This is a genomic window from Levilactobacillus andaensis (genome assembly GCF_016861695.1).
Taxonomy (GTDB): domain Bacteria; phylum Bacillota; class Bacilli; order Lactobacillales; family Lactobacillaceae; genus Levilactobacillus; species Levilactobacillus andaensis.
In genome coordinates this window covers 26,723-41,778 of record NZ_BOLP01000019.1, presented here as the reverse complement: position 1 = coordinate 41,778, position 15,056 = coordinate 26,723, and the positions used below count along the sequence as shown (strand labels likewise).

Annotated in this window: 13 protein-coding genes; 5 read left to right on the top strand and 8 right to left on the bottom strand. The window is 51.0% G+C overall.

Annotated elements, in window-relative coordinates:
- Positions 1–6: 6 nt before the first annotated feature.
- From JUF10_RS12260 to JUF10_RS12250, 3 genes are all read right to left on the bottom strand, one after another.
- Positions 7–2,841: a DNA translocase FtsK gene (locus JUF10_RS12260; RefSeq protein WP_203642756.1), complete on the bottom strand. Its 2,835-nt coding sequence runs from the start codon at positions 2,839–2,841 to the stop codon at positions 7–9.
- A 353-nt stretch (positions 2,842–3,194) separates the two neighbouring features.
- Positions 3,195–3,833: a YtpR family tRNA-binding protein gene (gene ytpR / locus JUF10_RS12255; protein WP_203642749.1), complete on the bottom strand. Its 639-nt coding sequence runs from the start codon at positions 3,831–3,833 to the stop codon at positions 3,195–3,197.
- A 22-nt stretch (positions 3,834–3,855) separates the two neighbouring features.
- Positions 3,856–4,188 carry a thioredoxin family protein gene (locus JUF10_RS12250; protein WP_203642747.1) on the bottom strand — a complete coding sequence of 111 codons (333 nt, stop codon included), beginning with the start codon at positions 4,186–4,188 and terminating at the stop codon, positions 3,856–3,858.
- A gap of 178 nt (positions 4,189–4,366) precedes the next feature.
- Here JUF10_RS12250 and JUF10_RS12245 point away from each other — a divergent pair, with 178 nt between their 5' ends.
- Complete coding sequence (locus JUF10_RS12245; RefSeq protein ID WP_048731954.1) at positions 4,367–4,693, top strand: PepSY domain-containing protein; 327 nt, start codon at positions 4,367–4,369, stop codon at positions 4,691–4,693.
- 267 nt (positions 4,694–4,960) lie between these two features.
- Positions 4,961–5,902, top strand: a complete 942-nt coding sequence (locus JUF10_RS12240) for a nucleoside hydrolase (protein WP_203642745.1) — start codon at positions 4,961–4,963, stop codon at positions 5,900–5,902.
- 572 nt (positions 5,903–6,474) lie between these two features.
- On the opposite strand, the gene JUF10_RS12235 is transcribed toward JUF10_RS12240, so the two are convergent.
- Both JUF10_RS12235 and pepV read right to left on the bottom strand, forming a co-directional pair.
- Positions 6,475–6,981 (bottom strand): universal stress protein, encoded by a 507-nt coding sequence (locus JUF10_RS12235; protein WP_203642744.1) that lies wholly within the window; start codon positions 6,979–6,981, stop codon positions 6,475–6,477.
- A 34-nt stretch (positions 6,982–7,015) separates the two neighbouring features.
- Positions 7,016–8,416, bottom strand: a complete 1,401-nt coding sequence (pepV, locus tag JUF10_RS12230; protein ID WP_203642743.1) for a dipeptidase PepV — start codon at positions 8,414–8,416, stop codon at positions 7,016–7,018.
- A gap of 137 nt (positions 8,417–8,553) precedes the next feature.
- Here pepV and JUF10_RS12225 point away from each other — a divergent pair, with 137 nt between their 5' ends.
- Positions 8,554–9,384 (top strand): NAD(P)H-hydrate dehydratase, encoded by an 831-nt coding sequence (locus tag JUF10_RS12225; protein ID WP_203642739.1) that lies wholly within the window; start codon positions 8,554–8,556, stop codon positions 9,382–9,384.
- Between the two features lie 435 nt (positions 9,385–9,819).
- Here the strand turns inward: JUF10_RS12225 and JUF10_RS12220 are convergent, their stop codons facing one another.
- Positions 9,820–10,509 carry a pseudouridine synthase domain-containing protein gene (locus JUF10_RS12220; protein ID WP_203642737.1) on the bottom strand — a complete coding sequence of 230 codons (690 nt, stop codon included), beginning with the start codon at positions 10,507–10,509 and terminating at the stop codon, positions 9,820–9,822.
- A gap of 12 nt (positions 10,510–10,521) precedes the next feature.
- The gene (locus tag JUF10_RS12215; protein ID WP_203642735.1) at positions 10,522–12,162 is read right to left on the bottom strand and encodes a putative polysaccharide biosynthesis protein; all 1,641 of its coding nucleotides are present in this window, start codon (positions 12,160–12,162) and stop codon (positions 10,522–10,524) included.
- Positions 12,163–12,407: 245 nt separating this feature from the next.
- Between JUF10_RS12215 and JUF10_RS12210 the strand changes: the two genes are divergently transcribed.
- Complete coding sequence (locus JUF10_RS12210; RefSeq protein WP_203642733.1) at positions 12,408–12,728, top strand: hypothetical protein; 321 nt, start codon at positions 12,408–12,410, stop codon at positions 12,726–12,728.
- A gap of 587 nt (positions 12,729–13,315) precedes the next feature.
- The gene (locus tag JUF10_RS12205) at positions 13,316–14,083 is read left to right on the top strand and encodes a flavodoxin family protein (protein WP_203642731.1); all 768 of its coding nucleotides are present in this window, start codon (positions 13,316–13,318) and stop codon (positions 14,081–14,083) included.
- Positions 14,084–14,148: 65 nt separating this feature from the next.
- On the opposite strand, the gene JUF10_RS12200 is transcribed toward JUF10_RS12205, so the two are convergent.
- The gene (locus tag JUF10_RS12200) at positions 14,149–14,820 is read right to left on the bottom strand and encodes an AAA family ATPase (RefSeq protein ID WP_203642729.1); all 672 of its coding nucleotides are present in this window, start codon (positions 14,818–14,820) and stop codon (positions 14,149–14,151) included.
- Positions 14,821–15,056 lie beyond the last annotated feature (236 nt).

Genomic DNA, 15,056 nt, shown 5'->3' with positions numbered 1-15,056 from the left:
TTCAAGCTAAGATGAGAATGGTGCACCCTGGTCATGCGGTTCCGGTAACTTTTTTCCTAAGTCTTCGGGTGTTAAATAAACCTCACGTGGTTTGGAACCATGTTGAGGCGAAACGTAGTGGTGCTGCTCCAAGTCGTCGATCAGATTGGCTGCACGATTGTAGCCAATGGAGAAGACCCGTTGGAGTTTAGACGTGGAGACCGACTTTTCTTGGGCAATGTAGTCCAGAACTTTCGGTAAGAGCTCGTCTTGGTTTTCTTCAGCGGTCTCCCGTTGCAGTAAACCCTTGGGCTCAAAGGCATAGTGAGGCTGGCCCTGTGTCCGCACAAAGTCCGTGACGGCATCCACTTCGGATTCGACAAAGGCCCCTTGTAGCCGCATTGGCTGGCTCGCACCGTTACCCAAATATAGCATATCCCCACGGCCAAGTAAGTTTTCGGCCCCCGCCGTGTCCAAGATAGTTCGGGAGTCAATCTGACTGGAAACCATGAAGGCAATTCGGGTCGGGATGTTATTTTTAATCGTCCCGGTCACAATGTCCACGCTTGGCCGTTGGGTGGCAACTAGCAAATGAATCCCTGCGGCCCGGGCCTTTTGCGTGATCCGGACAATGTAGTCCTGCACCTCACTCGCCGCCATCATCATCAAGTCGGCCAATTCGTCGATAATGATCACAATGTATGGCATCTTCAAGGCGGGTTCGTCGTTGGCATCGGCACGGTCATTGAATTGCTCAATGTTCCGCACGCCGGCAGCGGCTAATTTCTCATAACGTTCGTCCATTTCGGTCACGACCCATTTCAAAGCAGCTGCAGCGGCCTTAGGGTCGGAGATCACGGGCGACAACAGGTGTGGCAAGGCATCGTAAGGCGCCATTTCAACGGCCTTAGGATCGATCAGCAGGAGTTTGACCTGCTTAGGCGTGGCCTTGTAGAGGATCGACAGGAGTAAGGAGTTGATGAACACACTCTTCCCTGAACCGGTAGCCCCGGCAATCAGCCCATGTGGCATCTTCCGCAGATCGGTGACCTGAGGTTTCCCAAATAAATCGACCCCGAGAGCCACGGTCAACGGTGATTCACTCTTCTTAAAGGCTTCTGAATTCAGAATTTCCGACAGCATGACTGGCCGGGACTTCAGATTTGGAATTTCAATGCCGACCGTCGTCTTGCCCGGAATTGGTGCTTCGATGCGAATGTCCTTCGCCGCCAAAGCCAGCTTCAAGTCATCATTGAGGTTGGTGATTTTATTGACCTTGACCCCAAGCGCTAGGCTGATCTGGAACTGAGTGACCGTGGGGCCGACCGTCCAGTCGGTCACGTGCGCGTCGACATGGAAGGCACTCAGCGTGGCATCTAAGACCTCCGCTTGGTGTTCGATCCATTCATCCAAGGCTTCTTCATCGGGCACAATGGGATTCGGTAGCAGGCTTAGATCTGGGAAATGATACCCGCGGTCGGTCTCCTCTTCGACTTCTGGTTCGACTGGCGCGGGAGTTGGCCGATCAAAGAGCGCTAAGTTGCGCTGATCATTGCCTTCTTCTTGCATGATGTCACCCAGCGAATGGCCCAACCCACGACTCGGCTTAGCTTTTGGCTTGGCCGGTGTTGTGGGCTTGACAGGGTTATCCGTTACTGATGGTGTTGACTCAGAGGCTGTCGTCTCGGCGTTTGTGGTTTCAAGCCCACTCCCCTCTTCGGCATCGGTCTCGGTAGTAATGTCTTGAATAGAAGCTGATTCTGTCTCTGAATCCACGGTCGACTCGCTAGTCGTGTCCGCTTCAGCGCGTGCTAAAAGTTTAGCCACCTCAGCGGGTTGTTCAGAATCCGCTGCCGCAATGTTGGCGGTGTCATTACGCTTCTCATCAACTGGCATGGCTTCACTCGTGTCGACTGCTTCAGATTGACGTTGGTCACTGGTATTTCCAGCCGACCCGACCGGTAGATAGGTCGCTTCGGAGATTGGTTTGACCGGCGTGGCAATCGGTTCTGCGTCCGTCGTTAAGTTTTCAGAAGCTTTACTTGCTGTTCGTTCGTTAGCCGTCTCTGCCTCTGAAGCCTGATCTGTTTCCACTTCCGAAATCGTTTCCGCCACAGACTCGGATGTCACTGTCGTTTCTGATTCAGACGTCTCTGCAACCGCCATTTCGGCGTCATCCTCAACTGGTGCCGTTGGATAAAAGATTTCAGTTGGCGCTGGCTCAATCGCCGACTTCTCGTCAGCAACCGGTTCAACAGTTGCTGCTTTGGCAGTCGTCTCCACAACCGGCGTATCATTGGCCGCAACAAATGGCACGGGAACCTTGGCGTCATGGGCCGCTGTTACCGTTAAACTAACGGGAGTTGCTGGTTTCATTTCATGTTTAACAACCGGTTGTTCTGACTTAGAAGCTGGCGTTGGCGTTTCCTCAGCCGAAGCATTGATTGTTGTGGTGGGTAAATCAGCATCCTCGGCTCGACCAAACAAAAAGAAGCTGTCATCATTCTTATGTAAACTGGCAACTAATCGTTGATACCGGCGCCGCGATGCTAACGTTGGCCGCGTCCAGTGAAGTTGCTTGGGAATTGCCGTAACTTGAAACGGACGGTAACTTTCCGTGCCAGTCGTCAGCTTTTCCGGTGTTGGTTGTGATTTCACGTTTGAAGTTGGAGAGACTGGCTGTTTTTTTTCGGGTGTTGCCGCCGGTTTCTGCCGTGCTTCACGTAACCGAATACGGTCATTGCGGGCTTTACGCTCCTTGACCTGTCGCTGAGCACGTTCGTTCGTCGTGTCTTCTAATTCATCAGGGGTCGGTTCTACTGGAAATTTCCGGTAGAAGGCCGGTCCATCATAATGTTCCATGTTGCTTCCTCCTTGATCAGCGCAACTCTTATCGCTTTTTATTACGGGAGGAGAGGCCGCCCAAACGGCCGCTGTACTCATTCCCTGAATTTTTTAAATATTTTTTATTTAAGGTGTCCCAATGCCCCAAAAGTAGCTGCCATGGGGCAATTAACCTGGCGTCCGCCAAGGGTCACGCGTAAGTTCCCCCTGCTATTAGCCAACGTTTCCCTTGATAAAGCCTAGGCGGACGGTGTTTCTGCCAGCTTTAGTTAGAATCCATTGGCTCGGCCCGGACGCAATCTAGTCAGTCTATACTATTGTACACAAAAAAGCGGGTAGACGACAAGGTCTGACCCACTTTGTAATGTTTCTTAAGCTTTAAAAATAGTTTGGCCCCGTTCAAAATCAAACGGTTCGCCCACTTCATAGTCATCAGGCAAGATTAAAGCTCCTGGCTTTTGTGGTGCGTTGGCTAAGCCCAGCTCACGACCGGAACAAATCATCCCGTTACTGGCAACGCCGCGTAATTCACCTGGCCAGATGATGAGACCATTGGGCATCATCGCGCCCACCTTGGCCACAACGACCTTAATGTCGGCCTGCATGTTAGGTGACCCACTGACGATTTGTAGCGATTCATCGTTATCCACAACTGTTTCCGTCACCAATAAATGGTCAGAATCGGGATGGGGATGGGCAGTCTTGACGTAGCCCACAACAAAGCGTGAACTCGTTTCTGCCACCAATTCACCGGCAAAGCCAGCGTTTTCCAAGGCATCGTTTAGGGCTGCCACGTCATCAGCTGACAAGTGAACTTGGCCCAGACCAGCGATATCTGGTAAAATTTCGGAAATAGCAAGGAAGTTGTACCCCAGCGTCTTTTCCGTCGCTGAATCATAAATACGGGCAATATTGTCCCGCACCGTGTGCGCTTGTTCAGCGGAATCTTGCGCCACGACAACAATTAAAGTGTCCCCTAATTCTTGGGGATTGTAACTAGCAATTAACATGTCTGAATCCTTTCCAACGGGTTTAGTCGGCGTTGGCTGTCAAAGAATTAATAAATTCTTCTACCTCTGCTTTAGTCTTACGATCTTTGTTCACTAACCGGCCGATTTCTTCACCATCGGCGTAAGCGATGAAACTAGGAATGCCAAATACATTAAGTTCAACGGCTAAGTCGATGTTTTCGTCGCGATCAACGGCGATGAACTTAAAGTCAGAATATTCCGCTTCGATAGCTGGCATCGCTGGCTTGATGAACGCGCAGTCTGGGCACCAGGTCGCGGAGAAGAATAACATGGTCTTGCCGTCTTTGACAACGTCCTTCAATTCAGCGGCAGACATCTTGGGTAATTGTTCCATGAGTAAGCACTCCTTTGTTTTTTAATTTTGAAAGTTACACAAGAACCATTATAGCATGCCAAAAGGAATTTACACGATTTTTGTCTTTTTACGGGAACTTCGCGGCAATCATTGTTATACTGGTGGCAGAAGTGATGGGAGTAGTGCCCAACATTAACCTGCTTAAGGAGGCGGTAGCATGACTGCTAAAAATGGACAATTGTATCAATTAAGTCTCACCGGTGTGCTCGGAGGCCTGATGGGCATTTTCATCACGCGACTTTTCGGTGGCTTTTCTCGTTTGGATCCCGATAACATCTTGGATCAGGTCAAGCGGCAATTCCGACAAGAATCCCCGATCGAAGGTGCGTGGATTGAAAAGCATGCCGTACCGTTCCAAAAATTTGCGGTGAAAACGGAAGCCTATTACGGCGGTATCACCCGTTATGAGGACGACAAATTAGTCCAATACCAGTTCATTGCCGACGCCAAAACCGGCAGTGTCCTCGATATTCACCGGCTTTAAACATTAATTTAAAATCCATTTGGGAGCTAACGATGACGTGGTTGGCTCTTTTTTGTTGCCTTCAGTTTCTGAGTAAAACAGGTCAACCAACAAACTAAACCACCTTTAAGTTGTTGGCTGGGTTTCATAAAAGGTAAATCGGTTTATATTTCGTGTTTTACGTTTTACTATCGAGAATAAATAAATTTATGCTCGCTTTCACTATTAAATCACGAACTTATATGCTATACTTTTGAGAATTTGTAATCATATAAGGAGTGTTCTGGCTTGCAAAATGTCTATTTCAATCATGATGGTAATGTTGATGACCTCGTTTCCCTACTGCTCCTACTGCAGATGCCCGATATCAATTTGACTGGTGTCGGCGTGGTCGGTGCCGATTCCTACGTGGAACCCGCCGTCTCGGCTTCGCGGAAGATTATTGATCTTTTCGGCCAAGCGCAACAGCCGCTGTCCGTGGCAACGTCAAATTCACGACCAGTCCACCAGTTCCCGCAAAATTGGCGGCTCTCGGCCTACTCGTTTGATAACTTCCCGGTCCTCAACGAACGCGGCTTTATTTCGACCCCCGCAGCCGAAAAGCCTGCTCATCTCGATATGATTGAGAAACTCCAACAAACGCCCGGCAAGACCACCCTCGTCATGACCGGTCCCCTGACCGACCTAGCGCGGGCACTGGCGATTGACCCCACCATCACGGCTAAGATCGACAAACTGTTCTGGATGGGTGGCACCATGAACAACCAAGGAAACGTCAGTGAGCCCGACCAAGACGGCACCATGGAATGGAACGCCTTTTGGGACCCCGAGGCCGTTAAGACCGTCTGGGACACCGACATCGACATTCAAATGGTCGGTCTGGAAAGTACCGACCAGATTCCACTAACGGCCGACCTACGGCAACATTGGGCCGAGCTCCGCCGTTACCCTGCCATGGAATTGATTGGCTACGGTTATTCATTGGTCATGGCCTTTGAGGCCGACTCCACCTACTACCTGTGGGATGTTCTGACCACGCTGACCAGTCGCTACCCAGAAATTGTTGACGCCTCGGTCGTTCACAGCGATGTGCTTACCACCGGCCACGGTGCAGGCCGCACGTTCATCACGCCTAACGGTCGCCCCGTCACTCTCGTCACGCAGGTCGACAAGGCCCAGTTCTACGACCGCTTCGACACCCTCGCCAAATCCGCAACTCGTAATTATTAAAGCTTGGGCAACACGGTGGTCTTTTCGCCTTGCCGGCCGCCAGATATGGGCTGAAACGGTGCGAACACAACTTGAAGCCTCGAAAACCACGAGTCTACAAGGTTGGTTTTCTACTAAGCCGGCCAAGAACGCCGACCAAGTAGAACGACGCGCCTGAGCCCATATCTGCCGACCTCTCGGCTTACATTTGTGGCTTAGGACAACTATGAGTGATGATTGAAAATTTGTCATATGTTACGCCACAACTGTAGAGATTACATGGATCTTGGTCCGCCCATGTTCTGGCAATGAGCAACCAGAGCCGGAGGAGTCCAGGGATGTAGCCGGCCGTGGTAATATTGATAGCTGGCTAGCTATCAATATGGGCGACTTTGGAGACGCGCGGGTCTATGCGTGGCTTCAAAGCGAGCGAGAAGACTGGTGATTTTCCCAGTCTGAAGCGTCCCCACAGCAGGCGGAATCCCTGGCAGCCGCAGTGCGGCAATACCTACTCAATTTCATTTTCTAACAAAAAACAGGCTATGTTCTCGCCAATTAAATGGCAAGGACATAGCCTGTTTTCCGTCTTAACCCTAATCCATCGGTAAATGTTTCAGATTAGTCGCCTGATTATTAATATCCGTCCGGACTATGATGACGTCACAGATGGCGTTGGTGACCACGTAACTTGCCGTGGACCCCATTAGCATCCGTTCGACCACATTGACCCCAGTGGCACCCAGCATGATTAAGTCTGCTTGGTATTCCTTCGGCAGTGTCCGGGCCAAATCGACCTTGGCGTGACCGTAGTAAACGGCGGTCACCACTTCTTTAACACCGGCATCCTGAGCCTTCTTGCGGTACTTGTCCACAATCTGTTCGAGGCGTTGACGCGCTTCGTCCATCACTTGTTGGTCAACGTAGCCAAAGCCAACCTCGGTATTGTTACCCAGGCCAACATAGTCACCGCCGCTCATAATGGTCACAATGATTAATTCAGCTTGATTCCGCACCGCAACCGCAATGGCTTTTTCTACTGCGCGGCGTGCTTGGCGGGAACCATCAACTCCCACTAAAATCCGTTTGTATCCTTCGGTCATCTCTACCACTCCTTTGCCGGTCATTCTCACGACCTTATTTGGTCAACTCGAAGATTGCCTGACCGTAAATGGCCATTGCCTTTAGTAGGTCAGCCTCGGGTTGGAATTCATCGGCCTGATGCATCGTGTCCTGCGTGCCAGGGAATAAGGCCCCAAAGGCCACACCACGTTTCATCAAACGGCCATAGGTCCCACCGCCCACAACTTCTGGTTGGGCAGTCATGTCGCCGGTTTGTTGGCGGTAAACGTCCATCAACGTTGCCACGATTGGATCGGCTGGGTCAACGTAATGGGGAACCATTTCGCGGCCCTGCTTCAACGTCACGTTCATGTCGGCCGTGGCCTTTGCCAAGCCAGTCTCGATGTCAGCGGCGCCCGTTCCAGTTGGGTAACGGAAGTTGGTGTTGATCAGACCACCCTTATCGGCGGTAAAGGTCATGATCCCAACGTTCATGGTCAAGTCGCCCATGACTTTATCGGTGTAGGCAATGCCTAACTTGTTCGCCCGGGAATCGTCATGTAAATTACTTGCGAGCAGGCCTAAGAAGTCCGCAGCGTCACCACCGAAGGCTTGCGCGGCCAAGAAGGTTGCCAGGTAAGTCCCGGCGTTGATGCCGTTCTTTGGTTCCATCCCGTGGGCCGCTTTACCGATCACGTGGAAATGTAAGCCGTCCGCGTCGGTCGTCACGTCACCCGTCACTGGGGCGTCCGTCAAGAATTTGTCAAAGTCAGCGGTTAATTGGGCGTTGTCCCCATTTTCAACCGTTGCTTCAGCGTCCCGTGGGACCATGTTTTCCCGCAGGCCGGCATCAAATTCGCGTAAGACTAAACCGTTGCCGTTCGTGCCAGTAAAGGTCGACGTGAAGGTCACGTTCCCCTTTTCACCATTGATCAGTGGGAATTCGGCATCTGGTGAGAAGCCTAAGGTTGGTGCCGGTTCTAAGTCGAGGTAGTGGTTCATCCCCGTCCAGTCGCTTTCCTCGTCGGTCCCAATGATGAAACGAATCTTGATCTTAGGTGTGATTCCTTGGTCCTTCAACATCTTTAAACCGTAGTAAGCGGCTAAGGCTGGTCCCTTGTCGTCGGAAGTTCCCCGACCATACAGATTGCCATCCTTGGCGGTCAACGTAAAGGGATCCGTGTGCCACCCTTTGCCCGCTGGCATCACGTCCGCGTGACCGAGAATCGCCAAGGTCTCATCGCCCTCGCCATACTCCACGTAGCCTGCCAAGTTGTCTAAATTTTTTGTCTTAAACCCATCACGTTCGGCTAATCCTAAAAATGCGATCAGTGCCTTGGCCGGGCCAGGACCTAATGGGTAGTCATCGGTGGCCTTAGAGTCGTCACGAGAGCTGTCGATACCGACCAGGGTGGTTAAATCTGCGATATAATCCTTCCGGTACTTTTCAGCTAGCTGTTGCCAATCAATTGCCATGATTGGACCTCCTTCATTTTATTCGGACCAAACGTCCAGGAATACTTACCTTTGATTTTAGCATACCCGCGCCCGAATGTAAGCCGATTTCACGAACGAACATGCTATACTAAAACTGAAACGAGGAGGCCTTCACCATGCAAACTCTATCCACAGAAATTTTAACGCAGACGATTCGGCAGCGCCCGGCCGATAGCTACAAAGGAACGTACGGGCGCATCACCCTGATTGGCGGCAATCGCAACTTCGGTGGTGCCATTCTCATGGCCAGTGCCGCAGCCGTTTACGCCGGTGCTGGACTGGTCACGACCATCACCGATCCCAGCAATCAGGGCAGCCTACACGCCCGCTCGCCGGAAGCCATGTTCGCTGATTTCAACGACTTGGCGCAGACGCAGGAGCTAGTCAAGGGCACTGACGTCATCGTCATTGGACCGGGGCTCGGCACTAGTTCGCAGTCCCTATCCATTTTGAATAACGTCTTCAGTGTCGTTCAACCTGAGCAAACGCTGGTCATTGATGGATCGGCCATCACCTTGGTGGCTCAACACCAACTGACCTTGCCACAAGCGCACCTGATCTTCACGCCGCACCAAATGGAGTGGCAACGCCTCAGTGGCATCGCTATCGCTGAACAAACGCCAGAAAGAAATCAGCCGATTGTTAACCAATTAAACGCCACGGTCGTGTTGAAGTCCCACCGGACGCAAATCTACACGCCAACCGCCGTCTACGAGAATCCACTGGGAACCCCTGCTCAGGCGACTGGTGGCATGGGCGACACCCTGGCTGGCATGGTCGGCGGTTTTGTCGCTCAGTTTACAAACAAAACGGATGCCGTGCTCGCCGCCGTGTACAGCCACAGCGCCATCGCCGAAGAACTGGCGCGAACCCAGTATGTGGTCCTGCCCCACCAGATCATTGATGTCTTACCACAGTTTATGAAAGAACATGAATGTAAAGACTAGGCAACCTAGTATGGCCTTCGCCTTACCGGCCGCCAGATATGGGCTGGAACGGTGCGGACACAACTTGAAGCCTCGAAAAAGCCGAGTCTACAAGCTTGGTCTTCTGCTAAGCCGACGGAAACCCGCCGTCAACTAAGCAGAACGACGCGCCTGAGCCCATATCTGGCGACCTCTCGGCTTACACGGTGTTCTTAGACGACGGGTAACAGTCGCTATCGATTGGACCCGAAAGCGCTAACCTGACACGTCTTTCGATCGTTGTTTTGATAGAACACAACCACAGCAGCCGGAGTGCGGCAAATTCAAACCAACTTCATGGTGCGAATTCCTACCGCTACCGAGATGAGACAGGTACTTCATCTTCCAACCTTTAGTCAGACCATCAAAAAAGCAGAAATCCCTATCCATTCCAGATAGAGGTTTCTACTTTTTTAATTACATTTTATTTTCTACACTGTCCAGTGGGCCAGTCAACTCATCGATCTCCGCTGGTAACAAGCCGCGGTACGCCCCATTCGGTAGATCAACGGGGAGTCGCAGTGGACCAACCGTTAATCGTTCGACGGGACCCAGAACGTCTGGCAACGCTCCGAGGACCGCGACCGCCGATTCGCTATCGGTCGTCGTCAAAGTGACCGTCACGTGTTGATGGACCCGGTCGACCTGTGTTGTCACCTCATGGAAGGCTTGGTTGGGCGCTAGTACGGGCGCTGTTGTCCCGCTGACCTGCACCTGAAATTGACTCGGCCAGTTTTGATTCGTCACATCGGTCAAGAAGTGTTCGTCATCGCTAGCCAACACCAGGCCCACCGCTTCTTTGGGTAAATCCGTCAGCGGCTTTAATTGCCGTGGCTGATCAAAGGCATTTAACAGGCTGCCCAAGCTGTGCGGTGTCGTGGGGTCCATGCTCAGTTGAAATCCGACTGGCTTGTTGAAGACTAGGTATTGCGGCTGACGCCCGGTCACGGTCATCCCGTCGACACGGACGTTATCCGCCACGGCTACCGTTGCCCGGGGTGAGTCGACCACGTCAGAATTGACCGTCACCCGTCCCTGCCGCAGTAACCGCAAAATTTGCAATGGCGTTCCCTGTCGATTTTCCGTTAAGTACCGTTCAATGTTCATCTCAACGTCCTCCTAGTGAATGTGCAACCGTCGCCGTAACCCTGCGACTCGGGGACCCATGATGGCATCTGCCAAGCGGCTCTTCAAGACCACGTACACGTAGAAATAACCGCCGACCAGTGCTGCCACGGCCACAATCAAGAAATTCATGATCCGGCCTTCGCTTCCACTGAAGCTTCCCAGGAAAGTAATCGCCTTAGCCAAAATGTACGTCCCAATCGACGTCAGTAAAATACCATTCGTCTTCTTGGCGATCTGCGTGTAGTTGATGCCAAATTGAACGTCCAGTGAGTGAATGATCAGGTAACACGTGACCAAGAACCCACAACCAGTCGCCAGTAAGGGACCAAACGCCCCGAAGAAGTAGACCAGCGGCCACTGCACAATAAATTTGACGACCGTACCGACGATAAAGTAGCGCACGGCCCGCTTATTTTGCGAGATTCCCTGCATGAGGGCGGAAACGACTGTGTATAGTCCCAACAAGATTGAGAGGTACGAGGAGAAGGCCAGAATCGATGCGGCCAAGGCCTCGTGTGACCGACCGTAGAAGACCAGGTTCAATGGTCGGGCCACGGCGGACATTCCTAACGCACTGGGAATCATGACAAATTCAAACATTAAGAATGCGTTGGATAATTGGTTAGAGATCGATTTTTTATCACCCCGCGTGTAGGCTTCGGACAGCAACGGCACGACCGTCACGGCCAAGGCCGACGCTAAGGAAATCGTAATCATAATTAATTTGTTGGCGTTAACCCCAAACAGCGCGAATAAGTCGTTTAGGTAAGCCGCTGAATAATTGCCAGCCATATGCATAATCGGTGCGAAGGTGTATTGGTCGATCAGTTGAAAAATCGTAATCCCAGCACCCAAGACCACGAAAGGCACGGCTTGCGCAATAATTTCCCGGTAGAGTTGCGATGCCGGCACGACCATTTGATTATTACTGTTGCGGACCAACGACCGGAAATGCCGCCGGCGGCGCCAGTAGTAAACGCCGAGGACCAACAGACCACCTAGGGCCCCCATCGCTGCGGCCAAAGTCGACTGCGACACAGCGGTGATCCAGTTACCTTTCAGGACCCGCATGATCACGTAGGCCGACAGCAACATGTACAACACGCGAACAAGTTGTTCGACAAACTGGGAGATGGCTGAAGGCGCCATTTGTTGGAAACCTTGGAAGTACCCGCGGGTCAGACTCATCGTGGGGATGATCAGAATCGCCCATGCCAACGAATGCAGGACCGGAATCAAGTTGTCGTCCCCACCGATAAAGAGTGGCGCGCCAAAGTACATCAACGCAGCAATCGCGACCCCGGTCATAATGGCAATTTCCAAGCCCCGCTTGTACAGGCGGACACTAATGCCGTATTCATTTAACGCATTATAGTGCGCCACTTGCTTTGCAATCGCCGAGGGCACCCCCGCAATTGCGGCAATCAGGAAGAAACTGTAGATGTTGTACCCTTTTCCGTACAACGCATTTCCTTGGAGATAGAAGGCGCCGAACCAGATGTTCCAGGGGATGATATACACTGCGCCCAGGATTCGCGAAAAGATGCTTCCCGCCGTCATCCACGCAGAGCCCGCTACCATCTGTTCTTGTGCGTCAGCTTGATTGCCAGAATTATCAGACTTTGCCGCCATTTGACACCCTACTTTCAATTTTTAAAATTCAATGGTCCTATTACTTAGGCTCTTAACGGAGCTAAGCTAATCAAACCAACATTATACCATAGCTTTTTCTTAAAAATTATCAGGTTTCGTTAAAGATTTAACCGACAGCGCACTGAATTCGCCGAAACCAGCCGACATTGCTTACCGGATAGGGTCAACAGTGGTATCCTTGAAAGTAGCAAGGAATCAGAACTTATTCAAGGAGGAATGCCAATATGACGCAAGCAACAGCCGGTGCAACCACGGCACCGAAGATGGAAATGTCCCCCGAACGGGCCAAGCAGGTCATCACAATGACCAAGAGCATTCGCGCACATTTTCCAGAACTGGCAGACGTTTCCGACGCTCAGTTGATCTATTCAACCTGGCGGGCTTTTAAACGCATCGACCAAACCAACGATAGCGATTATTCAACTATGGCCAACGTTTTCTTCCACGAAATTGACCGTCACCTACTGAAATACAAATTCTCTAAGGCGGGCCAAGGGGAAGCCATTTCCCAACGCTTCTTCGCCATTCTTACTGAAATTCTTTAATGTCTCGTCCCTCACAAGCTTCTTCTGTGAGGGTTTTTATTTGGGATTGTTTACGATTGTCCGCCTGTGGCTGCCAGGGATTCCGCCTGCTGTGGGGACGCTTCAGCCTGTGGGCCGGGCTTCTCGCTCGTTTTGAAGCCACGAAAAACGCGTGTCTTCAAAATCGCCCATATTGGGTGCTAGCCAGACGGCCAGCACCCAATATTACCACGGCTGGCTGCATCCCTGACCTCCTCCGGCTCTGATTGTGCTTTGCCATAACGTCAAATTTAATGCCTGTAGATTGCCACGTTTCGACATAACAAGCCTTATAGGGTCAACCTAAAAGTTAGAATGCTTGTAACGACCTATTTTCCACTAACATCGCTACGCCCAAAACAACGAGCAATCTTCGTTATTATTTTAGCGCTCACTGCCGCTGCTTTAAAGCCCCCATCACTGGTTACTCTAACTTGTGACCATACCTTAGCATCATGTCGTCATTTTTCACTAACTTTAGGTAATCCCCTAATCCTCATTAATCGGCTAAATGCGGTATAATTATTGTACGCAATTTATTAATAATTAAATATTGTGAGGCGATTGCTGTGCGTTATTTGGCGTTACTAGGAAGTCACGAGCGAAACGGAATTACGGCTGGCTATCTGCAGGCCGTTACCGATAATTTACCTGCCAATGCCACCGTTGAGACCGTCTTTCTGCGGGATTACGACATTTATCCCGATACGAAGGAAAAGCCGTGTCCGGCGTTGGATGAAATCGAGGCTAAAATGTCGGCCAGTGACTTTTGGATTGTCTGTGCACCTACATACTGGGGTGGTCTCTCGGGCGTGATGAAGCAGTTTTTTGACTGCATGCGGTTTCGCTTGGTCCGGATGAACTCCGTGGCCGACACGTTACCCGGCAAATATAAGGACAAGCATTACCTGAGCATGACGACCTGTTTTATCAGTTCCACCGAAAACTTTTTCACTGGCATCACGGACCAGACCTTTGTGACCATCGACCGCGTGCTAACTGGCGCCGGACTGATTAAGGTCGGAGAATTCGTTGGTACGGGAACCTGGGGTGGCACACACGCTCCTCGACCGGAAAAACTAGCAGAGTGTCGGCGTTGGGCTAAGAAGATTGCCGACCGACCACGAAAGGATGATAATACCTTGAAACGTTATTTATTGTTGTTCGCCATGATTGCCGTCATGGCCCTCGTCACGATGGGCTTGCAGGCATGGTGGTTCGGTGTCTTCGCGGCCGGCAAGTTTTGGATCACGTATGTAAGTTTTGTGGTCATCTTCTATGTCCTTCTAGCCAGTCTCCTGCACTTCTTTACGTTTGTGCGGCACCGCCGGCGTTAAACTCAGAACATGCCAAAAGAGAAGTCGGAAATTTTTCCGGACCTCTCTTTTTTTGACGCAACTGTTTAGGAATCAGTTTTCAAATAAGCATCCTCTAAACTTTTAGTGTTAGTCTCTGCCATCAGTTCCGCCGGTGTGCCCGCGAAAGCAATACACTTTCCAGCCAACACCAGTAAATGGACGTTGTCTTCCGGAAGATTGCGAAACTGGTGGGTCGTCATGATCACCGTTTTCCCCTTAGCGGCTAAGCCTTCAATCCGATTCATCATTTGGGCAGCAATCTTAACGTCCAAACCACTTTCCGGTTCGTCAAATAGATATAGGTCGCGTTGTAACTGACAAATTCCTTCTAGAATGACCAATCGCCGTTGCCCACCAGAGAGGTCGCGAAACTGGCTGTTGGCAATATCCTTTAGGCTCTCTGGCAATTGGCTGGCTTCAAAATTAGCAGTCGGCCGATCTAAATTCACCATCATTCGAATGGCATCTACTACCTTGGCCGACCCGGTAAACGGTGCCCCCTGCATCTGATAGGCAATCCGTGCCATTTCGGGGAAGCCTTCAAAGGGTAAGTCCCGCCGTTCACTAACGCCGGCGATAAAATCGAGCAGCGTCGTCTTCCCCACGCCGTTCACGCCCAGTAGAACGTTGATTTTCCCCGGCTCAAAGTCAGCCGTTAAATGGTCAAATAGTACCCGGCCATCCGGTAACTGGTAAGAAAAATCTTGGATTCTCATGACTGACCTCCTGTTTAGAAATTATTTTGTGTAATAATCTATTTACAAATTAGGGATTGAGGCACTTAGATAACAGCATCACCTGACTTAACAAGAAGTTCCAACGTCTCAGCATTCACCCCGTATAGTTTTGACGACGTGTACACGTTTGACAGACTTTTTCAGTTCATAGAGTGTCCTCCTGACGCATTAACCATTGCTACTGTCAGTACAATTAAAAAGACAAGTTACTCACG

Excerpts from the sequence above, each read along its gene's own strand:
- JUF10_RS12260 (WP_203642756.1), bottom strand. The coding sequence starts at position 2,841 with ATGGAACATTATGATGGACCGGCCTTCTACCGGAAATTTCCAGTAGAA.
- ytpR (WP_203642749.1), bottom strand. The coding sequence starts at position 3,833 with ATGTTAATTGCTAGTTACAATCCCCAAGAATTAGGGGACACTTTAATT.
- JUF10_RS12250 (WP_203642747.1), bottom strand. The coding sequence starts at position 4,188 with ATGGAACAATTACCCAAGATGTCTGCCGCTGAATTGAAGGACGTTGTC.
- JUF10_RS12245 (WP_048731954.1), top strand. The coding sequence starts at position 4,367 with ATGACTGCTAAAAATGGACAATTGTATCAATTAAGTCTCACCGGTGTG.
- JUF10_RS12235 (WP_203642744.1), bottom strand. The coding sequence starts at position 6,981 with ATGACCGAAGGATACAAACGGATTTTAGTGGGAGTTGATGGTTCCCGC.
- pepV (WP_203642743.1), bottom strand. The coding sequence starts at position 8,416 with ATGGCAATTGATTGGCAACAGCTAGCTGAAAAGTACCGGAAGGATTAT.
- JUF10_RS12225 (WP_203642739.1), top strand. The coding sequence starts at position 8,554 with ATGCAAACTCTATCCACAGAAATTTTAACGCAGACGATTCGGCAGCGC.
- JUF10_RS12220 (WP_203642737.1), bottom strand. The coding sequence starts at position 10,509 with ATGAACATTGAACGGTACTTAACGGAAAATCGACAGGGAACGCCATTG.
- JUF10_RS12215 (WP_203642735.1), bottom strand. The coding sequence starts at position 12,162 with ATGGCGGCAAAGTCTGATAATTCTGGCAATCAAGCTGACGCACAAGAA.
- JUF10_RS12210 (WP_203642733.1), top strand. The coding sequence starts at position 12,408 with ATGACGCAAGCAACAGCCGGTGCAACCACGGCACCGAAGATGGAAATG.
- JUF10_RS12200 (WP_203642729.1), bottom strand. The coding sequence starts at position 14,820 with ATGAGAATCCAAGATTTTTCTTACCAGTTACCGGATGGCCGGGTACTA.